At 51.1% G+C, this 21,458-nt stretch carries 16 protein-coding genes; 10 read left to right on the top strand and 6 right to left on the bottom strand.

Annotated features, from left to right (window positions below):
* Positions 1 to 165: 165 nt before the first annotated feature.
* From QEH52_RS15255 to QEH52_RS15245, 3 genes are all read right to left on the bottom strand, one after another.
* Positions 166 to 2,004 (bottom strand): extracellular solute-binding protein, encoded by a 1,839-nt coding sequence (locus QEH52_RS15255; protein ID WP_308951611.1) that lies wholly within the window; start codon positions 2,002 to 2,004, stop codon positions 166 to 168.
* Between the two features lie 73 nt (positions 2,005 to 2,077).
* Positions 2,078 to 3,001: a tetratricopeptide repeat protein gene (locus tag QEH52_RS15250; protein WP_308951610.1), complete on the bottom strand. Its 924-nt coding sequence runs from the start codon at positions 2,999 to 3,001 to the stop codon at positions 2,078 to 2,080.
* A gap of 217 nt (positions 3,002 to 3,218) precedes the next feature.
* Positions 3,219 to 4,244, bottom strand: a complete 1,026-nt coding sequence (locus QEH52_RS15245; protein ID WP_308951609.1) for a LacI family DNA-binding transcriptional regulator — start codon at positions 4,242 to 4,244, stop codon at positions 3,219 to 3,221.
* Positions 4,245 to 4,566: 322 nt separating this feature from the next.
* Here QEH52_RS15245 and QEH52_RS15240 point away from each other — a divergent pair, with 322 nt between their 5' ends.
* From QEH52_RS15240 to QEH52_RS15230, 3 genes are all read left to right on the top strand, one after another.
* On the top strand, positions 4,567 to 7,962 hold the full coding sequence (locus QEH52_RS15240; RefSeq protein ID WP_308951608.1) for a helix-hairpin-helix domain-containing protein: 3,396 nt from the start codon (positions 4,567 to 4,569) through the stop codon (positions 7,960 to 7,962).
* Positions 7,962 to 8,687 carry a hypothetical protein gene (locus tag QEH52_RS15235; protein WP_308951607.1) on the top strand — a complete coding sequence of 242 codons (726 nt, stop codon included), beginning with the start codon at positions 7,962 to 7,964 and terminating at the stop codon, positions 8,685 to 8,687. Before QEH52_RS15240 ends, QEH52_RS15235 begins: the two co-directional genes overlap by 1 nt.
* A gap of 109 nt (positions 8,688 to 8,796) precedes the next feature.
* On the top strand, positions 8,797 to 9,684 hold the full coding sequence (locus tag QEH52_RS15230) for a hypothetical protein (RefSeq protein ID WP_308951606.1): 888 nt from the start codon (positions 8,797 to 8,799) through the stop codon (positions 9,682 to 9,684).
* Positions 9,685 to 9,690: 6 nt separating this feature from the next.
* Here QEH52_RS15230 and QEH52_RS15225 read toward each other — a convergent pair whose 3' ends face one another.
* Positions 9,691 to 10,689, bottom strand: coding sequence for a LacI family DNA-binding transcriptional regulator (locus QEH52_RS15225; RefSeq protein WP_308951605.1), 999 nt, complete (start codon positions 10,687 to 10,689; stop codon positions 9,691 to 9,693).
* A gap of 134 nt (positions 10,690 to 10,823) precedes the next feature.
* On the opposite strand from QEH52_RS15225, the gene QEH52_RS15220 reads away from it, so the two are divergent.
* On the top strand, positions 10,824 to 11,711 hold the full coding sequence (locus QEH52_RS15220) for a LamG-like jellyroll fold domain-containing protein (protein WP_308951604.1): 888 nt from the start codon (positions 10,824 to 10,826) through the stop codon (positions 11,709 to 11,711).
* Between the two features lie 143 nt (positions 11,712 to 11,854).
* On the opposite strand, the gene QEH52_RS15215 is transcribed toward QEH52_RS15220, so the two are convergent.
* Positions 11,855 to 12,175, bottom strand: a complete 321-nt coding sequence (locus tag QEH52_RS15215) for a hypothetical protein (protein WP_308951603.1) — start codon at positions 12,173 to 12,175, stop codon at positions 11,855 to 11,857.
* 81 nt (positions 12,176 to 12,256) lie between these two features.
* Here QEH52_RS15215 and QEH52_RS15210 point away from each other — a divergent pair, with 81 nt between their 5' ends.
* The 5 genes from QEH52_RS15210 to QEH52_RS15190 all read left to right on the top strand — a co-directional run bounded on the left by QEH52_RS15210 (position 12,257) and on the right by QEH52_RS15190 (position 18,390).
* Complete coding sequence (locus tag QEH52_RS15210; RefSeq protein ID WP_308951602.1) at positions 12,257 to 13,021, top strand: SDR family NAD(P)-dependent oxidoreductase; 765 nt, start codon at positions 12,257 to 12,259, stop codon at positions 13,019 to 13,021.
* 20 nt (positions 13,022 to 13,041) lie between these two features.
* On the top strand, positions 13,042 to 13,896 hold the full coding sequence (locus QEH52_RS15205) for a fumarylacetoacetate hydrolase family protein (RefSeq protein WP_308951601.1): 855 nt from the start codon (positions 13,042 to 13,044) through the stop codon (positions 13,894 to 13,896).
* 11 nt (positions 13,897 to 13,907) lie between these two features.
* Positions 13,908 to 14,879 carry a C-terminal binding protein gene (locus tag QEH52_RS15200; protein ID WP_308951600.1) on the top strand — a complete coding sequence of 324 codons (972 nt, stop codon included), beginning with the start codon at positions 13,908 to 13,910 and terminating at the stop codon, positions 14,877 to 14,879.
* Positions 14,880 to 14,974: 95 nt separating this feature from the next.
* On the top strand, positions 14,975 to 15,736 hold the full coding sequence (locus QEH52_RS15195; protein ID WP_308951598.1) for a type I 3-dehydroquinate dehydratase: 762 nt from the start codon (positions 14,975 to 14,977) through the stop codon (positions 15,734 to 15,736).
* Between the two features lie 737 nt (positions 15,737 to 16,473).
* Positions 16,474 to 18,390 carry a beta strand repeat-containing protein gene (locus QEH52_RS15190; RefSeq protein ID WP_308951596.1) on the top strand — a complete coding sequence of 639 codons (1,917 nt, stop codon included), beginning with the start codon at positions 16,474 to 16,476 and terminating at the stop codon, positions 18,388 to 18,390.
* Between the two features lie 374 nt (positions 18,391 to 18,764).
* Here the strand turns inward: QEH52_RS15190 and QEH52_RS15185 are convergent, their stop codons facing one another.
* Positions 18,765 to 20,111 (bottom strand): FAD-dependent oxidoreductase, encoded by a 1,347-nt coding sequence (locus tag QEH52_RS15185; RefSeq protein ID WP_308951595.1) that lies wholly within the window; start codon positions 20,109 to 20,111, stop codon positions 18,765 to 18,767.
* Between the two features lie 109 nt (positions 20,112 to 20,220).
* On the opposite strand from QEH52_RS15185, the gene QEH52_RS15180 reads away from it, so the two are divergent.
* Positions 20,221 to 21,072 carry a helix-turn-helix domain-containing protein gene (locus tag QEH52_RS15180; protein ID WP_308951593.1) on the top strand — a complete coding sequence of 284 codons (852 nt, stop codon included), beginning with the start codon at positions 20,221 to 20,223 and terminating at the stop codon, positions 21,070 to 21,072.
* Positions 21,073 to 21,458: the final 386 nt, after the last annotated feature.

The following is a 21,458-nucleotide window of genomic DNA, read 5'->3' as shown; positions in this document are numbered from 1 at the left end:
AGCAGCGAAAGCGTGGTCGGCAGCACCAGTAGGTAGAGCGCGACAAAGAGCTTACTCTTTTGAAAGAGCTTGGCACGCATTTTACCCTTGGCATGGGCGTCAGGCACAGGGATCGGAGGAACGTCGGATTGAATAGGCATGGGGAAATTATTTGCGATGACTCGCTTAGTTTACCGGGATGGGCTCGTTCGGATGAGATTTTTGCCAGATTCTTTTGACCATGATGCCTTCGTCGCTAGTCAGAATCGAGAAGAGAGTGGCTTTCTCTCTTTGTGCGGCAGCCTCGTTGCCAAGCATACTGCTGAGCCTTTCTACGACCGCGGAACGATTAAAGGCACGTGAGCCGTCGCTCGCTTTTTGATATCGAATAGCCCATGCTTTGGGGATGCCCAAGTTAGGGTTTTCAAAGGTAGCTTCTAAGTTGTCGACCATCTCTTGACGTGTCAGGTCCCCGGTGGCAAAGAGGTTGAAATTGATTGTCCAAGCGTTCTTCATCGAGGGCGGCGTTGCACTACTATAGCGTGCCATGAAACCCATGCCTAAATGGACGGGAAAGCCTTCAACGATCGGACTGAAGGCTGCGATGGATTCTGGAGGATCCGCTCCGATGGTGACGGGGAGCCATTCTGCCCGTTTGCTAAATTCCTGATTGATACGATGCGAAGTGGCAAATCGTAGAAAATCGAGTGCCCAGTCAAAATATGGACTTTGTTTATTGATGGCGAAGGGAGCGACGCCACGGGCATCTGCTTCGGAGAGGCGCATTTTTACCAAATCTGCCCAGCGTTCGTTTTCGGCTGGGTAGGGCGCGGGTGCGATCTCGACTTCAAATTGATCTTCAACTTGATCGCGCTTGCTGATGCCCGCGAGGATACTGGAGGCATCCCAACCGCCCGTGCGGATAACGGCTGCCATGCCTAAGACAAAGCGGCGCTGTGCTTGTTCGCGATCTAAGCCCAAATAACCGCGTGGATAGAATTTGGAGGTGGTCTCCACCATATTAAAGAACTCTTGAAACTGTACGGATTCAAAGCTCCATTCACCGCTTTCGTAGGCGGCAAAGACTTCGATGGCATCCGGCTTGCGGGCGATGTTTGGGTTTAGACTGGCGAGGAAGCTTTCTTTATATTCGTCGGCGACGTCATTTTGCGGATAGCTGCTGCCGGAAATGGGTACCAAATGCTCGTTGTTTGTGGCCTTGGCATATTCTTCTACCGCGTAGCAATAGAGGTAAAACTGGCCCAAGCTTTGCGGAATGCTATTATTTTTTAGCCACGCAATGCCACTGGCGCGTGGGATGTAACCGTCTTGATTGTCAGGACTGCGCCAAAGTTGTTGTAGCCATACAGGATCCGATGCAGCTGTGCTTTGTTCGAGGGTGAAGGCCTTAACCTTCTGTAGTATGTCGAGATTATAGAATAGACGCACGCCGCCAGTGGCGCAGATGGGAATGCCGTAATAATCACTTAAATTGTTATCATACCCACCGAGTAGACCATCGAAGAAAGTGTCACGCCAAGGAGCATTTTCCAAAAACTTTGCGGTTTCTTCAGATAGATGCGGGGACAAGTATTGTGGGGCATTGTAAGGGTTGGGCGTTTCGATATAGCTCCCGAGTGGCGCGTAAAACTGTGCCAGTGCACTGCCTTTGATGAGTTCTGTGCCTCCCTTCACTGCGATGTCCGCTGCGGTGCCGCTGATGAGATGCACATTCATAAACTGATTATAGACGCGCTGTGGTACCGGGGCTTGCATGACGCGGACCTTGGCGGCCTTAACTTCAGGGAGGGCGTTATATTCGTCGATGACCCATTCGAGCGCTTCGCGGAATCCCGGTTCAAGTTGCCAGTGAGTAATGCGCAGGATCTTCTGTTCGTCCTCACCACTGCCTTGGGCGAGTTCTTGCGTTGTCGCATAAAAACGAAAGGCGCTGTAGATGAAGGCTGCGCAGAGGAGGGCGGCTGCGAGCCAGTTTGTGTTGAACTTTGAGAATACAGATTTCATTCGTTCGATGGGCGTTTAGGTTTGCACGTCTAGTGAGGGGGAGGCGCGCTAGGTTCGTAGGGCTTTATTGTGTTTAGCGGCGGTCGATCTCTTTTTTCGAAGCTTCTTTTTGTATTTGCTCCAGTCGCTCTTGGCTCACGCTGCGGTATACTGTGCGAGGGTAATCACGGATAATTTGGGCATAGGCCTGTGCTGCCAATTGGTCACGTCCCGCTCGCTGTGCGAGAACTCCAATGTGCCACAGCACCGAGTCGGTGTCAGCGTGGCGGGCGAGGCCTGCTTGAGCTGCCTGCATGTAAGGGTCGATCGCCTTTTGGGGTTGATCTAAATACTGTTCGTAAAGTACGCCGACATATTGAGCGATGAGTCCCACCCAAGCCGCGTTCGCGGGGTCTTGTAAGCAGGCGTCGAGTAGATCGATCGCTTTATGAATATCTGCGGGATTGAGTGTTTGTGCGTAGGTTTGAGCTAGAAACAAGGTCGCTCGAATCGCCATTTCACTGTTGGGAAACTCCGTGCGCACACGTTCATAGTAGCGACGCGCTGTGACGACGTCTGGAGTGTCGCCGCGGAAATTAGAGATTTCTGTAATGCGTCCCAGATCGAGCAGGGCACTTGCAGTATAAGTAGACTTAGGCTTTTCTTGACTGAGTAAGTCTAGTAGACGCACTGCTTCGGCGACGCCCTCTGCGGTGGTCGGGGTCTTTAACCAAGCTGAAATTGCGTGGCTATAGGTCACCAAGGGCCACATTTCGTCCTCTTTCTGAACGGAAGCACTTAATTGCTGGAAGGTTTCATAGGACTGCTCAAAATCAAAAACACGTAATGCGGCCAAGCCCGCTTCGAGTGTGTCTTGCTTGGAGACTTGTGATTCTTCTGATGGCTGCGAGCATCCGAGACTACTCAATATCAGCGGTAGGGCTAGCATGGCCGTGGCTGTGATGCGGCTTAAGCTTGCTAAACTGGACCGGTAACAAGTGAGTGGGGGGAATTTCATGGATCGTTTATGGGTGGGGGGAGAGAGTCTGGCGTTTTCGCCGGGGCTGGGGAGTGAGCGTGGGAGCTCGGATGAGCGCAGAGCTGTTGGTATGGATCAGTTCAAAGTCATGTGGTTGAATTCGAGCTATAACTTGCGCTCAATTGCCTGTTTTTGACAACAATGCGCGAACTTTATCAATTAGGCTTGAGCATCGCTCATATGCCTAGGCTTCACTCTATTTTTTGAGAGTGGTGCCTTCGGACCAGTTCCCATGTACCAGAGTGGCGTAGGAATGCTCAGGTACACCATAGGCACTACGCAGTAGGTTCGTGTGCAAGCGATCCACGGCTGTGGCACCGATGTTCTGTAGGTTTTGATTCACTGCAGAAATATGAATGTTTTCGGTGCTGTGCTTACTGTAGCAGACCACGCCGACGTCTTGCGGGGCTTTCAGGCCTCGCTCATTTAAGAGGTCTATGATAGTTAAATCGCTGTCGGTGATGATGGCATCCGGTTTGTGCGTGTCATACCATGACCAGAATTCAGAGGATGAAAAATCGCTCTGAAGCAAGGGAGGGATCATGCGGTCTTTGTGGATCCGGTATTGGTCACCTAGATACGCGTCCAATGATGTATGGCGTAATCGGTTACTAGGATTGCGCAGTAATAAGCCGATGCGTTGATACCCCTTGTTTCGCAGCTTCTCGAGGGTCATTTGCATCGCCTCATGGTGATCGAAAGCTACGTAATCCAGCTTCGGTGAGGCTAGTGAAGTCCCGATGGCCACCGCTGAAAAGTATTTCCAGCTCAGGTCCAGCTGGCTGTTTTCTTCAGGTAGTGGTGCGATCAATAGACCTTTAATGCCACGATTGAATAGAATTGAGCTCGCTTTGCGGAGCGTGCATCCGTGCTCTTTAAGCCAGTAGGGGATGACTTCGTAGCCATATTCTAAACCGCGCTTTTGGGCTCCCAGTAAGAACTCGTTGGCAAAGTTCCACAGAGGCGGGTTGGGGGTCGCATAATTTGTTACATATGCAATTTGGGCATAAGAGTGTGCCGGACGTGTGCGTCGTCGGTAGTCAGCCAGAGCTGACAAGGCCGGGTCTGGATGATAGCCCATTTTATCTGCGCATGCTTGGATCTTTTTGCGCGTCGCTTCTGAGACGCCTGGCATGCCGCGCAGTGCGATCGATACTAACATTGTGGACACGCCGACTTCGGCTGCGATGTCCTTTAAACGTACGCGTTTGGGTTCTGCCATAATCTTTGAGTGAGCTTATGTTCGCCCGATATGGGACTTGTTGATTCTTTGCTAACTGATAAAGTAGAGGGATGGTTGTCAATTACTAAGATTTACATGATGACTATTAACCGTCACCCCTTGTATGTCTAGTTTTAGGCTATTTGTATTCTCTACCAGTTCTACTTTCAGGAAAGATTTCTCCATTTTGATTTTCTGATCCCGTCTGAATCTTATTATTATACCCATGTTTTCAAGTTCTGAGCAGTCTCGTGCCCAAGGAGGTTTTGCCCTTGTGATCGCACTAAGCTTGATGGCTTTTGTGCTTTTGTTGCTTTTGAGTATGTCGACACTAGTTTCGGTAGAAACAAATCTCAGCTCTAGTAACAAAGCAAAGCTACTCGCCCAAGAAAATGCTCGTTTAGGCATTACGATTGCACTAGGAGAGTTACAAAAATATACTGGGGTGGATCAGAGTATAACCGCTCGCTCGGATATGGATGTGAGTCTGGTAAATACGACGGATTCTAGCGGACATTGGTTGGGTGCTTATCGTAATGGAGCGGCGGCTGATTATACACAGCAACCTCATCTAGCGGCGGCGGATATTGTTAGCGCATCTGATACTAAGGGCAGTCAAGCCAAGTTAATGAACTGGCTTATCAGCGGCAATGAAGGCTTGGGCGACCGTCTTAATATACCGTCCGCTCTGGCATTTACCCCGAATGATGTGGTCGCCAATTTAACAGGAGCGACCGCGATCTCTACCAATATAACTGTTGCTGATCAGCCCGCGCGCTTACTCGTCGGCCCAAACACCGTGGGCGATGCGCTGGTCGATTATGTTGCGGCACCTTTGCAGCAAATCGCGGTTGGTGATTCGGATTCTGTCAGCGGCTATGCATGGTGGATCAGTGATGAGGCGAGTAAGGCACGCGTAAATTTGCCGATGCCGAGCACTTTAGTTGAGTCTCAAAATGCTTTTGTATCCACACCACGTACAGCCATTGAGTTGATGGATGCAGTGCACACTACAGACCAAACCTCCTTGGAAGCAGCTAGTATGCTGGAGCTTGATCCCACAGGAGCTGAGTCCGCTTATGATCCAAGTCATAGTCGATTGCTGCAAACGATCGGTTTGAAAGATCTCACGCATCTGACTAGCAACGATGCAGATGTGGACACGCTAGAGCAATTAATTGCCTATCGCTACCATGATTTAACCGCGTATTCGAGCTCTCTAATCACAGACAGCTATGCAGGTGGAATGAAGCAAGATCTCTCTGCATTGCTGGCCACCGGTGCGACGACACCCGCCGACGATGAGACTTTGTTTGCCACGGTGAGCAGTGATCCACCCGGTGATCCTGATTTTGATTTCGACGTTCCAACTTGGGGGCAACTACGGAGTTTTGCACAAACCTCTGCTGGCAGCGAATTAACGCCGCGCCTGCCTAGCAAGACAGCAGGGGGGATTTCCCCGGTGCTCACTTATCTTTCCTTGGGTTTCCAATATGTCATCGGCGAGGATGGCAGCAGTATCGAACTCGCAGTCTTCCCAATCGCGGTACTATGGAATCCATATACCACCCCGATTAAAGCTCATGATTATGAAGTCGGCTTTCAGCGTAGATATAGTGGAACTACTTGGATGCAACTGCAGGAATACGACGAAGCCTCGGAGGCCAGGAACGGCATGCCATGGAAGGTGAAAGAAACTCGCAGCCTGAATCGTGCGGGCGGCACGCGATCAGGCTCCCATTCTCGTCCATCGGGTAGTTATTTTCGTTTTGTTGTTCGAACCCCAACACTGCAACCAGGCGAAAGTTATATCTATAGTCTGCAAGGCGCAGAAAGTGGCAAAATTTATCAAGCCGATAGTAATGGTGAACCACAGAATATACTCACTCAAGGGTTCAACCCTTCTGGATATACCCGGCTTTCTGCAATTTCCAGTAAGAGTGCAGGCACGGATGAGAATACCCTTTATCGCGTTGCCATCGTTCGCTCGACCTCGACCAGCGCCACGAAGACCATACCATCTATTTCAGGATCTTGGCCTTACGCATACATTGCCAAGGATAATTTACGTTCCGGTGAAGCCTGTGCTTACCTGGGGGAAGTCGTGAGTGAAGAACCGCTTGGCTATGATGCTACATCGGATGGTAAGAGGTGGTATCAGAGCTTTACTCGTTTGTATGCGGGTACCAACGAGGCCTATAGCTCGGGCTCAGGTTTGATTCAAGGGCCCGCGCCCTTGTCATCGGTCACGCAGCCGGTGTTTGCTCAAACTGTTAAAGCTCAATTTAGTCACTCGGGGATACGTTGGATCGCGCAGAGTAACCCACGTGCAATGATTGTGATGCGTCAACCTAGACGTTTAGGTTCGAATGGCGATGGTATCGATTCCAGCCCGCCAGCCTACACTGCCAGTTCTAATTATATTGACTGGCCGCAATTCATTGTCGGTGTGAATGAAGATGCCTCGTCCGGTTACAGCCTGGACGCAGAAGCAAATGATGAAACCATACAATCGACACTTTTTGAATTTCGCCCGGACACTCAGTCTCTTCTTAGTCTAGGGCAACTTCAGCATGCTCATTTAGGCTATACTGACGGACATCCTAGTTATGCGATCGGTAATAGTCTTGCCGATTATCGCCTGGCATCGCGTGATCAAGTACTCTATCTCAGTAACAATCAAGGGACGGTTCCAACGCCACTGGTTAAGGTCTATTATGACTATTCTTGGAATTTAAATCGATCCTTATTTGATCGTTACTTCTTTTCAAGTGTTCCCCATGCAGGGACTGGGGCCATTACAGACGATGCAGATACTCCTATTCCTGTGCAGCTTCCTAATTCACGGATACAGATACGTGATGGTTACACTGAAGCGGAGCTTAAGGATGCAAGCCTAGCCGCGACTCATTTGGAGCTTGATGGTGGATTTAATATTAACTCTACCTCCGAGCAGGCTTGGCGGGCTGTGTTAGGTGGGATCAATAAACTCGCCTATGATCCGGTAAATGAAAATCCATCCGCTATTAGACTACAAGCGGCACTGGCTCGATTTTCGAAGCCGACCCTTGCGCCTAATTCGGAAAGTAGCAGCTGGCAAGGCTTTCGTCAATTGGACGAGGAGCAGATCGCTCAACTCGCTCGGAATATCGTCGCTGAAATTCGCAATCGTGGTCCTTTCGTTTCGATGGCCGACTTTGTGAATCGCCGCTTAGTTGACAGCACACTCACAGCGTCTGTGGACGAGCGATTAAAAGGCACTCTGCAAGCCGCGATCGATGCAATTACCACCGGCCCGTTGGCTACAAATAGCGATTCGGTGCAGCATCTTGATGATGCACCGAGTTACTCAAAAGGAAGTTATTATGACCTCGACGCGATGCGAGGGGGCTCTGCTTCTGTTGCTCCCTACAGTTCGAAGTCCGCCTTTGCGCCACAGTTTCTGACGCAAGCAGACATCCTTTCCGCTGTCGGATCTACGCTGACTGCGCGTTCCGATACATTTAAAATTCGCTCTTACGGGGAGATTATTAACCCGGTAACTCAAGAGGTTGACGGACGTGCTTGGTGCGAAGCTATCGTACAGCGCACAACCGAATACGTTGATAGCAGTGAGCCTGTTGAATTGCATCCATCCTTGGCCAATGAGATCAATCAAAGTTTTGGCCGAAAATATAAAATTGTAAAATTCCGATGGCTCTCCTCCGAAGAAATCTAATGCATACTTTAACTTTTCTGCTGCTAGTAGTATTGTGCTTGCAGGGGCAAGTGCTTGAGGCGCAAGTGGCCGTCGAGCAAAGCTTTCGTACTTTAGGAGTCAGACGGGCCGCGCCTAAGCTATTTTATCAGCTTGGCTCGAAAGAGGTTCCGTTGTTTGCAGGAGACGCAGCGCTATCGGCGAGTTATCAAGCCCCCAAATCAGGCAAATTGGAGCTTTACTGCTATGTGCCAGCTACCGATCCAGAGCTTCCGCCAGTTAAAGTAACAGTGGCCGAAGCCACATTGCCTTCGGAGGGGGAGAATCTTGTGCTGATCGCGAGTATTCAGAATACAAATTCAAAACAAGCTGCGCCGGCGGTTGCTCTGCGAGCAGTGGATGCTTCGATCGAAGCGCATCCTCTCAATACGATTCGTGTATTTAATTTTTCTAAACGCAAAATCGCGGCAAAAGTGGGTGATGAATTTAAGGAAATCCTTGTAGGTGAAGAAGCTTTTTTTGCTTATCCCGAAGGAAATAAAGTCTGGGTCAAAATCGCGGCGTATGAAGGTGTTGATACTGGTTGGAAGTTGCGGACCGGAGGCCCAAAGGCAATTTCTCCAGATAAACGAACCATTATTGTGCTGTCCGATGCCTATCCCACGCGAGAGGACCCCGAAGGCTTGAAAATAACACTTCGAAATGTGATCGATAACAATCCGCCGAGGCCACTCTCGGAGCGCTGATAAAGTGCGCTATTCTTTACATTGTGATTTCAGTATCGATAGCTGTATGATGAGAACGTTGCTCTTTGGTGTAAGCTTTTTAATTGCTCCCTTACTTTCAGCTGGTGCGATGTATAAGCATCTTGGCCCAGTCGAAACAATCGACAACGGAGTGGTCACGCTGGGAGTTGCGTTGGATGTTGGGCGCATCGTTTCTTTTAAACAGCATGATGCCGACGATTGGATTGTGGTTTTTGATCAAGCGTCGATTCCGTCTTGGCACTGGCATCCCTGGGGGGGCGACCGTATGTGGCCGACGGCACAGGGCCTGAATCTTCAAATTTACAATAACGATGGTTTTGACCCCGTGATTGATGGTGCGCCTTGGGAGCTTATTTCGAAGACCGCGAGCAGCTTGGTAATGCGTAGCGGTATCAGTCCACAACTTGGCTTGCAAGTCACTCATAAGATCGAACTGCTTGCTGAAAGTTCCGAGGTGCTGCACAGCTACCGAGTCGAAAGGTTGGCCGAAAGTGTGTATCCCGTGCATGTCTGGGCAGTGACTGGAGTGCGGGGCGGAGATTATATTTTGATGGAATCCGTGGCTCCGGCGAAGACACATAAATATCGTAAACCTTATCGACGATGGCCTGCGGAGTATCCTGCAGCGCCTGTGGTTAAAAGCCTTGAGGATTCGCAGGTATTAAAGTTCGAATGGGCGCGGGATGAGCAGCAAAAAATAGGGAGTTATGGTCATTGGATTGCGATGGTTGATGCAGAGCAAGCCTTCTGCCAGTATATACAGTTCCAGCCAAACGAGCTTTATCTGGAACGGAGTAATTTGCAGGCGTATGTGAATACGGAACGGTCAACCTACGAGGTCGAAACTCTTAGTCCGACATGGCCACTACGCATTGGCGAGAGCCGGGAATGGTGTGTGCGCTGGCAACTGGTCGATTTGCCCGCGCAGGCGCAATCAGCCGAGGCGGTAGCTCAGTTTTTGGCGGAGCATTTATGACTAGCCTTAATCAACGGAGGCAGCGACGAGATTTGAATCCAAATAGATGCTTTGCTTGTAAGACGGAATCCCTAACTCCCGGTTGAAGAGCAGGCGATGCAATAAATTGATGGAAGCTTGGCCCATGACTTCAAGGCGGGGTTGAAAATAAGCATGGTTTGAAGGTATCGAAACGTTTGGGGAGGTTAAAAAAACAACGGGTATCGTATCCAGCAGCGGCTGAAGCAACCGCTGTAGCTTAGGGGAGGGGTAGTGCGGGAGGATCAGGCCATCCGGTCGGTTTTGCTTTTCCCAAGAGCGTAAAGCCTCCGGATTTTGATCGTCGGGTTCAAAGCAAGGAGTGGGGGTGTTGGCGTGAGTATCATTATAATTTGTAATGCTTGATAGCAGTAGAGGATTCTTATACGCGTAACTTGAGTCTTTTTGTTGGAGAAAACATGGACGACGACTGCCTTGCTTTTTGAGCCAATCTAAGGCTCTACGTATATCGGCTAGAAAATCACGTCCTACCGAATGTAGTGCTGGATCCTCAAACGGATGGCCGATGACCACCCATGCGAAGTCTCGCCACCGAAAGGAAAGATTTCTTTGTTGGTCCTTAAAAGGACCGAGTACGACGCCATTAATTCCTCGCGCTTTCCACTTGTTGCTCAGTTGCCGGAAATTCGAAGTGGACTTTTTTTCTATGGAGAAATGTTCAATCTTATAGCCTAGTCTGGATCCGTAGTCTTCAGCGGATTGAAACATGGGTTCAAACCAAGGGCAGCTCTCGCGAGGGGCAGTCCCGCACCATGCGATCGATTCTCTGTAAAAGCTACGTTGCCGGATTTTGGACATGCCTACAGAAACTGCGGGATCCAATTCGTAACCTTCCTCTTTCAAGGCATCCATGACTCGCTTAGCGGTCTCTGGTCGGATGCGTGGGTCCTTATGGAGCGCACGGGATACGGTCGATGCGGACAAGCCCAGTTTATTGGCTATTTGGCGAAAGGAAGGCTGTTTCATACACGAATACACTGAGTGGTTAGGCGTGTAGTACAAATCTAATACAATTTTGAGAATGTAAATCGGCGCAGGTTTGCAACAGTTGCATAGAGTGTGAAATTGATTGGGCATTCAATTTTTGCAAGGTAAACATCATGCACATAAATCGTTTACCTACCCAGTCTATTCGCCCCTTCGATCTTATCAAAGTTGCCTCCATGTTTTGCCTCGTTAGTTCTTGGGCAAATGCGGCCACACTCGCCCATTGGCGTTTTGAAGATACGGCTTTCCTTGATGACTCAAGTGGTGGCGGCCATACCTTAGGTGTCGTTGGCACGTCTCCAACGCAGGTCACTCCTTTGCCATCAAGTGGCAATGGTTCCGCATTCAGTAATCCAATTCCTCAGTCCGGGGCGTCCAACACCGGTCTGGCTGACCTTGGCACTTCTATCGCGGGAAATTTTACGGTCGCTGATGATGGCTGGATGGATTCGATTGGCACCAATGGTACGTTCACGCTGGAGGCCTATGTCAATTTAGAAGACCTTAGCAACATCAACCCTTGGATTGTCTCGCAGTACGAGTATACTGACGCTGATGAGCGTAGTTTTGCTTTTGGAGTCAGTCGGGATGATGGTGGCCTGAGAGCGATTATTGCGGGTAATACCGATGGTAGTGATAGGACTACGTTTGAGTCTTCACTCAATCTTGCCTTTAATAGGGATTACTACGTCGCTCTGACCTACGATTCCAGCAACATCACATTTTATTTACAGGATCTCACGAATGGAGGTGCACTGCAGTCCGAGAATGTCGCGCATTCTCAGTCATTAACCGGTTCTGCAGCTAATGTAGCTGTCGGTGGTTGGGACGGAACCAAAGGCCCTGATGAGCGTTGGAGGGGGCTCATTGATGAGGTGCGCATATCTGACACGGTTCTTTCTTCTTCTGAGTTTCTTGTAGCGGTTCCGGAGTCTTCCTCTTTTGTTCTCATGTTAGGTGGGTTCAGCTTATGCATAGCTGCTCTCCGACGTAGATCATAATTAGGGGCACATTGTTGAGGCTTCCAATCCTGCTTGCCAGAAGCAGAGCACAGTCAAGAAGTTGTCTTGGATTCTACGACCCCGCAGCGTAAGCCGAAAGACCATTGTGGTCTTTCGGGAAGGAGGCGGGGATTGCCGGCATTCTATTTGTTGATCGCCGTCAAACTATGAAACCTATTAAAATCGCTCAGATCGGCATCGGCCACAACCACGCCGACGACTACCGCAAATGGGTCGCCAATTTCAAAGGCGGTTCCCTGTATGTATTCGGTGGATACCTTATCGATATTATTATCTCTCTGCTCGGTCGCCCGGATCAGGTGACGTCTTTCCATTGCTCGACGCGTGACGATGATTGTAATGACAACGGCCTTGCCGTGATGCACGGGCGCTAAACCGAACAACTCACCGAGCTCGCCCGCGTCATCCGCGGCGAGATCAAAAATCCCTGGGCGTATTCGCACGAGTTTCACGTGCATGAGCCCCTGCTCGCCGCCTCCGGCTACACACTTTCACCTGATTTCACAAAAGCATAAAATTTGACTATGAAACTTAAAAACCAGATCGCCATTATTACTGGCGGTGGCGGCGTCCTTGGAGGCGCCGTCGCCCGAAAACTCGCCGCCGCAGGCGCCAAAATCGTGCTTTTCGACATCCGCGCTGAGTTTGCTGGGAAGAACGCTGAATCCGTCGCTGCTCTCGGCGGCGAAGCCGAAGCCGTGGGACTCGACATTACTGACGCCGACGCAGTCCGCCGCACCGTGGACGACGTTCACGCCCGCCATGGGCACATCGATATACTCGTCAATTGCGCCGGCGGTAGCGCCCGCAGCCGCATGAAAGTCTTCCATGAGCAATCGCTGGACGTCGTCAGAGATGTTATCGGCGTCAACCTCTTCGGCACGCTCAATTGCATTCACGCCGTCGCCCAGCATATGGTCGCCGCCAAGTCCGGCAAGGTCGTCAATATCGGTTCCGCCGTCGCCGTGCAGGGACTTGCTAGATGCGTGGACTACGCCGCTTCCAAGGGCGCGATCCTCTCGGCCACCAAGAGCCTGGCCAAGGAACTCGGCCCCCTCGGCATTAACGTCAATTGCGTGTCTCCTGGTCAGATCCCGCGCGAGCAGCCCGCCGATCCGGAAGCCTTCGCCCTGCATCATTCCTTTCTCAACCGCATCGGCACGCCCGATGATATCGCCCATCTCGTCCACTACCTAGTCCTGCCTGAAGCCTCTTTCATCGTTGGGCAGAACTACATCGTCGATGGCGGTCGCACGCTCGCCATGCAGGGCTCCGACATCCGTGACTGAGCATGACAAATTAACACAAAATGAAAATAGCAAATATTAAAGGACGTGCGCATATAGTGACACCAACAGGCGGCATTGATATCGAAGCGGCATCCGAAGGGAAATTTAGTGCGGATTCGCAACGGATCATTGCGCAGCTCGATTTGCTGAAAGTATGGTACGAACGAAGTAGGCCAGGCGAAGATCCTTCGCTCAGCACAGAGAAACTACAGCAGGATCTAACTTGTCTAGAGTCTCCGGTGCCGAATCCTAATCAGGTGTTCGCCATTGGACTCAACTATAAGGCCCATAGCGAAGAGGTGGGCAGGGGGCTCCCAAATGAACCGATGATATTCACCAAGTTCCCGTCATCTATCGCGGGACCGGGTGCTACCGTTCGTCTACCTGCCGATACGGTCGACTGGGAAGTAGAACTGGTTGTGGTCATCGGAAAGAGCGGTCGACACATCAGCAAAGCTTCGGCGCTGGAGCACATCGCCGGATACTGTGTGGGCCAAGATATATCGGAACGCAGACTTCAAAAGGCCAATAATCCGGCTCAGTTCAGCATCGCAAAAAGCTATGCAGGCTTCGCGCCCATGGGGCCTTGGTTGACCACCGCGGATGAAGTAGATATGAACCATCTCAGACTGACCTGCGAGGGCGGGGGCGAGATGCTGCAGGATGGTAATACGGAGAACATGATCTTCGATGTGTCCACGCTCATTGAATACCTCTCTGCTATCTGTGAACTGCGCACCGGAGATATCATCTTCAGTGGCACCCCCGATGGTGTCGGCTCAGGACGCAAGCCACCTAAGTTTATCGAAGATGGCTGGTTGCTCAAATCCAGCATCGAAGGTCTCGGCCGTCTGGAAAATCTCTTTACAAAATAAGTATGAACCCAATGAAACATAAAGTAGTTATAGCCGAACACGTTGACGGAAACATTGAGATTGAGCGCGAAGTTCTGGGAGCGGATGTCGAGATTGTTCTCTGCAAGGCAAAGCCAGCCGAAGCCTTCATGGAGGCGATTAAAGACTGTGATGCGCTCATGACCACAAACGCAAAACCGATGAACCGCAGTGAATTGGCAGGGATGCCAAAATGCCGGGTAGTGGCTCGCTACGGGATCGGTTACGACTCGATCGACGTCGAGGCGGCGACTGACCTTGGCATTATGGTGACCAACAATCCTTCCTACTGCGTTGACGAAGTGGCCGAGCACGCGCTGGCACTCATACTTTCTGCATGGCGCCGCGTTACCCAACACGCCATCGCGGTCAAGGCGGGTGAATGGGCGCCGCTTGGAGGGGGCAAGATACGTCGCCTCAAGGGCCGCACTCTCGGAATCCTAGGCTTCGGAGCCATCGGACAGGGACTCGCTAAGCGGGCGTCAGGTCTTGGGATGGATATTGTTTTTCACGATCCATTTGTTGATGAATCTGTCCTAGCTCGATCCGTCAGTATGGATGAACTCCTCGAAGTTGCCGATGTCCTCAGTCTGCACATGCCTTTGATTGATAGTACCAGAGGTATCGTCGATAAGACTTTTCTTGGGAAGATGAAGCAGGACGCCATCCTGGTGAACTGCAGTCGCGGTCCACTCATCAAAACGGACGATCTTCTCGAAGCCCTCAACACCGGTGAAATCGGCATGGCCGCGCTCGATACCACCGACCCTGAGCCGATTCCAAAGGATCATCCGCTGCTGGCCTGCCAGAACGCTTTGGTCACGCCACACTCTGCTTGGTTCAGTGAGGAATCGACTATCGATCTGCGTCGCATCGCCGCGCTGAATGTTGCGGCGGCCTTGCGCGGCGAGGTTCCCACCAATCTTGTCAATAAAGACGTCAAACTCTCATACGTGAGCCAATAACTTAGGAAGACCCTACGATGAACAACAATAGCAGTCACTCTCCATTCACGAAGCCTCTGATCTCTAAACAGAAGCAGCCAATTCTAATCACTTCGATGAATGATCCCACTCCGAAGGAAATTATTTCCACCATGCGTAACGCCATCTATGATGGAACCGAAGCGTTCTCGCTGCATTTGGAAATGATGAAGCAGGAGTACATCAATGAGGAAGACCTGACGAGGATCTTCAACTATGCCGGCGACAAGCCGATCTACACGATGAACTATCGCAGCGCGGAGAGAGGCAAGAGCGACGAGCAGCTCACCGCAGAGCAAGTGATGGCCGTGCGTGCCGGCTCCTGTATGATCGACTTCGTGGGCGACATGTTCGACCGCACTCCTAGAGAGCTCACCCAGAATCGTAGCGCCATCGAGCGACAGCGGGAGGTGATCGAGGAGGTGCACTCGCTCGGCGCCGAAGTCATGATGTCATCCCACATTTTCGACTACCTGACTATGGAGGAAACCCTAGAGCACGCCCAAGCCCTCGAGGCTCGCGGTGGCGATATTGTCAAGATCGCTTCGGCAGTCCGCAGCGAGGAAGAGATGATCGAAGCCTTGCGTACAACCGTGCTAGTGAAGAACGCGCTGAATGTGCCCTTTCTCCATGTCTGCATGGGGCAGTGGGGCAAGTTGCTGCGTGCCGTTAATCCGATGTTTGGGTCCTGCTTCGCGATCTGCGGCCAGACCTATAAACCAGTCGCTCACATGGAACAGCCGTTGTTGCGTGCCCAGCGGGCGGTATTGGATAATGTAGATTGGATGCGCGGTCGTGATACGTCCCGAGGAACCATTGGCGGAGGCAACCAAGGTTAGGATTCGTAGCCCCTCGCGATGTCGCTTCCACCGCAGGCGAACCTGTGTGGCTAATCCGACGGATGCTAGAATAGATCGCAGCGCACTGATGCTGCCCGTGATGTGATAGGAGGACATGCGCAAACGCGGTCTCCTGTTTTCCAATGTGAGCCTTCGGGGCTTCTAACACCACGCTCGCAACTTCCTGGCCCGGCCGTTCGGGCCAGCCGGGGGAGCGTGCAGTAGTCTCTCGATACTGCCAGCCACCTACGAGATCGAAACCCTCCGCTCGACCTGGTTTTTGAAGAAAGGGGAGAGTCGTCTATGGACTGTCCGCTGGCAGCTGATCGATTTTCCTGAGATCGTTCAAACTGTAGATTCCATCGCGGCTTATTTAGGTGCAAAAGCGGTTTCTGATTTTTAATTGGAGCAGGGGTTTGATGCATTCTGATCCGGCATGGAGACACGCAAGCGCTCACTACTGGTGACTAAAGCGAATTGCCGTGAGGTGGCTATTCGGAAGCATTGTATTTTTCCAGAATGTATCGGCAGTTTTTTAGGAAAGAGTCCGGGCGCGGAAAAATCGAGTCCAAGTGCCGTTTGAGTCTGAAATTCATTGGCCTAACTGTTAAGGTTATATGTTTATTGTGCGCGCGGTAAACATGCTATTTAAGAGAGCGTGTCGTTAGTTATCCTGTCTGGTTCTGCTTCACGATTGTCCGTACTATTCTTCAACCCCCTAAGATCATCTATCTAATATGAATTATTCTGATTTGAACACCAGCGCCTTAGCGCTCAACCCGGGTAAAACTATGAAAATTGCATCCAAAGTAATCCCCACTTCTGATTTGGGAATGGGCCGGCGTCTCGTTTTGGCCTCTGCAGCGATGTTGACTCTGGTTGCGGCTCCATCCATGTATGCCCAAACCGTTTATTCTTTTGATCCAGGCTTAACTCCGGCGACTCCGAGCGGTGGTAGCGGAACTTGGGATACCACCAGTGCTTTTTGGGCCAATGGCGGCACAGATTTTGTTTGGGCCAATGGGGGCGCGGACATCGCGGCATTTGCCGGCACTGCAGGTACTGTGACGCTTGGCGGCACCACCATCAACGTCAATGCCATCAACTTCGACACGGACGGTTACACCGTCACCGGAGGCACCTTGAATTTCTCTGGAGCCACGCCAAGCATTAGCAGTGGAGCTTCGGTCTCTACCGATTTGAATAGCACGCTGACTGGCACGAACGGACTGATTCTGGCCGGAAGCGGAACGATCAATATCAATAATGCGTCAAACTCCCTTAGCGGCGGCATCCGTCTCGACTCAGGTGCGCTGGGCACCAACACTGCAGGTTCGCTCGGCAACAATGTAATCACTCTCAACGGTGGGACCTTCGTGCCACGCACGAATCTGACCAACGACATCCTTGTTACGGATGATTCGAATATTAATATCTCCGGGACTGGTTCCTCCTACAGTTTAGGCAATCTTTCGATCGGAAATCAGACACTGAGCCTTGTTGTCAGTAGCTGGAATAACGGCCAAGTCAGTTTTGGCAACACGACCTTGACTGGTGATGCGACGATTCGCACCAATAAGGGCAGTTCCAGCACAAATGAGTCAAGTCCCACCGCCATATTTAACGACGTCACCGTGGGGGATAGTGTCGCGACTGGCACCACGACCACACTGACCATGACCTCGACTGGTTCTGGCGTGAACCGAACCCGTGTTTTAACCCTTGATGGCGTGCTCAGTGACAATGCCAGCGATGCAACAAAGGTCCTGGCACTCGATGTCTCATCAGGAAGCCTTGGTAACCTTATCGTGAATGTAGGCGGAGCCAACACTTATACGGGAGCGACCACCATCACAGGAAGGTCGTCAGGCTACACGTCCTCCAACGCGACCTTGCGTTTGACCACTGCGAATGACCGTCTTCCTACCGGGACGATCCTGACGATCAATGGCGGAAGCACGAACGGAGGCATCCTTGACCTCAATAGCTTCAATCAAACCGTCGGCGGCCTCAACGGCGGATCAGGAGCATTTTCAGGCACCGTCACCAATAACGACTCCGGTTCCGGCACCGCGACACTCACGGTTTCCAGTACGACCAATGACTCCACTTTTGACGGACTCATAACCGATGGCGCCACAGCCAAGGTCGCTCTCACTAAAGCGGGTGCTGGCACCTCTTTGACACTCACCGGCGACAATACCTACACCGGTGCCACGACGGTCAGTGGCGGCACGCTGGCAATCGGCGCAGCAAATCGTATCGCAGATGCCAGTGCTCTGGTGTTAAATGGCGGCAGCTTTGCGACCAACGGATTTAGTGAAGCCATGGGCACCTTGTTGCTTTCGGATAACTCTACAATCGACCTCGGCTCGGGAGCCTCTGATCTTAGTTTCCTCGATAGCAGTGGCGAGGCTTGGGCGTCCTCAGTCACTCTGAGTATATTGAACTTCGATGAAGGCGTGGACAGCGTGCGTTTCGGAACAGATGCCTTTGCTTTGACAGAGACGCAGCTTTCTCAAATCACGCTCAATGGCGGTTCTGCCTTTATCGATGCGAGTGGCTATCTGAGCGCTGTGCCTGAACCAGGTAGTTTCGCCTTGATAGGAGGGTTCCTTGCTCTCGGCTGTGTCGTCACTCGACGTCGTAAATAATTTTTTAGGGTTATATAGTTAGCGCCCGACGTGCGAAAGTGCGTCGGGCGCTTTTTTGTGTAGAGTGAGATTTCGTCGATCAATCGTACGCGGGTAATTGATGCACCGCCTATAGGTATAGGATGCATCCGTGAATAATACCGATTCGAAAAAAGTATTGATCTGAATGGTGTGTCCGCTGGCAACTGATGGATTTGTCCGCGCAGGCGCAATCCGTCGATGCGGTCGCTCGGTTTTTGGCGGAGCATTGACGACTGGGTGAATTGCTCTGGCAGTGTGATTTATGATGAGTCGATGATGTCGGGAGCGTCTTACGTTGGGAACCTGCTGGTGATCTCGCGAAGCATGTTTTTTTCGAGTCTGTTGAGTTATACTTACAGCATAATCGAGCCATTTTCTTGTAAGACGGTTCGCAGGCTTGAGGCGTCTACATCCACCGCCTTTTGGCCATGTTTCAAGGCAAGCCATGCTGCTGTGCCAGCCGCTTCTCCGGTCTGATTCATATTGACCATGACACGAATGGCGGCGTGCGCTTGCTCATCGGCATCAATGAAGCGCCCAGCTGCCAGCAGGTTGCCGAAGGCTCCTTGAGGAATTAAGCTGCGGTAGGGGATTTGATAATAGGTCGGGTTGACTTCGCTGACAGGGCGCCAGCGGCCGAATTCCTTGGGGTGCCCAGGGCGGCTGTAGGACTCCTCGCCGTTAAGGTAGCGGAAGGTGATGCCGGGCTTATCGTCGTGGTGTATGTCGACTCGGTAGGCGCCATTGGCGATCGCATCGGGAAATGCGCGTCCGCTTAGGACGTCTTCTCCAGTCAATTGATAGTGGCAACGAACGTGGCGAGTTTCGCGAATACCTATGCGTGCGGGGAGTGACTGCAAAGTGATTGGCGCATCCGGCGCATACTTGCGTAGCAGGTCATGAATGGCTCTGACTTGGCGGCGTCCTTCGATCTCTGCTTGCGTAAAACCGCGAGCGTCGGAGCAATCTTGATAGACACGTGTGCCCGCCAGCATTTGCAGGTCGGAATCTGGCACCGCGGAGGCCCAGCAAAATCCTTGCGGAAGCCCGAACTCTTCGCCGTGGTCGAGTAGCAGTTTTTGCCAATTGATTGCACTCAGATGATTCCAACCAGCAAAGAGTGCGCAGGTCGTGGATGGTTGTCGGTGAGCGCCCCGGTATGTCTCCAATCCGAGGCGTTGGCAGAGGTCGCCGTCACCAGTTGCATCGATGAAAAATCGCGCTTTCAGTGCGCTACGCCCTGACTTATTTTCCACGATTATAGAGCTCAAGTGCCCCTCTTCGATATGAGGTGCCACAAAGCTGGTATGCAGCCAAGGCGTGATCTGGTTCTCGTGGATCATCTCATCGAGCTCGATTTGTAATTCGGCGGAGTTGAAGGCCCAGGCCAAATTCGGATTTGCTTTGTACTCTGTTACCGCCTGACGCAGCTTTAATCGATCCATCGTTTCAATTGAGAGCCCCGCAAATATCTGTTTCGCAAAAACTTCATCGTAAGGACTATGCCATACGTTTACTAGCGAGAGGGTCGCGACACCTCCAAAGCAGCCCATGCGCTCGACTATGGTTACTGATAATCCTAAGCGGGCGGCGCGGATGGCCGCAAAGACGCCGGTGCAGGAGCCCCCTAAAACGCAGAGGTCATATTCGCCCACTACGGGTATGTTGCGCGCCGATTCATGTATGGTTTCGTTTTGCATGGCGGTGTATTGTGCATATTAGCAGAGCCTCTCCGAGGTCATTCACATGGCACATATCCGTAAATGCATGGACAATTTACACATATTATAGAGAATGTGTTTTTTTGAGATGAATCAATTTAAACAGCGTGTACTTGGGGAAATGTTAGAGCGCAGCTTGCGCTCACCCTTACCTGTATTACTGGTCAATCGGAGAACATATTTACTGGGGCAGGGCGCTAGGGATGAGGTGATTACCAGCTGTCGTTTCATCCTCGTGTTGAAAGGTCAGCTGAATTACTCCATCGAGGGACGTGAATATAGCTTCGGCGAGGGAGCGCATTTTTTGATACCTTCGTGGTGCCGAAGGAGTTGGGCCGCGGTTGGGCATGGTTGCGAGATTATCTGGTGTGAGTTCGATGATGATCCTAAAGAGATTCACACGGGTGGTTGTTTCTTTCGTCATGTAATTGGAGCTGAATTTGAAAGCATTCAGAAAGACTATTCAGAGATGCTGTGTGCATGGGATCGTCGCGAGCCTGCCGCAGAGGCATTGCGTCGATTGGAGCTTGAAGGGCAACTGAAAGGGCTGTTGTCCCGTTTTGTTCCTAGAGTTGAGTCAGATCCATCCATAGTTATGAATGAGGGGCGTCGCTTACATCCAGAGATCAAGAATGCGTTGCAGTGGCTTGAGACGAATTACACAAAGGCTACTGTGCTGGAAGAGCTTCAGTCGCGTAGTGGTATCACTCCTAATTATTTTCGATTACGTTTTAAAGAAGCGGTATTGTGCAGTCCTAGTGATTATGTAAAGCAACTACGTTTACGGTATGCGCGCTATTTATTGCATCAGACAGACTGGCAACAAAAACGCATCGCAGCAGATGTCGGCTATTCGGATCCGCTTTATTTTTCAAGAATCTATCGGCAATTCTGGGGCAAGAGTCCAAGTGAGGAAAGATTGAGTCAACGCGTGAGTTGAGCCTGGCATTCCTTTTTCTAGTAGTGAAATTTTACACATCTGTGAGTGACTCAATCGTAAATTTTATGTCACCTAATTTATAAAGTTTTCAGTGGCTTGTGATTTTTCACACACTGCAGTTACATGCATACGTTGCTCTCTGATTTATGAAATGACTCAGCGTTCATTTGCCCTTACCCAACCCCCTGAACCCATATCTCCAAGTCTAAGCTAGATTGATGTTTAGCCGCGACTTGTTGTCTTTGTGAGGTCGGACTTTTAATTGATTTTTCCCCTTCGATCATTCTCCACTACAGGCACAAATAGGATGCTGACCACCTAATTGTTTAGTCGTGGTGATTGTGAATCTATTTACCGCATGCTAGGCGTGCGAAAGCCGCGTGCGG

The sequence above is a fragment of the Thalassobacterium maritimum genome (assembly GCF_031127805.1).
Lineage (GTDB): Bacteria > Verrucomicrobiota > Verrucomicrobiia > Opitutales > Coraliomargaritaceae > Thalassobacterium > Thalassobacterium maritimum.
The sequence above is the reverse complement of the archived record's forward strand: the minus strand, read 5'-3'. Positions and strand labels throughout refer to the sequence as shown.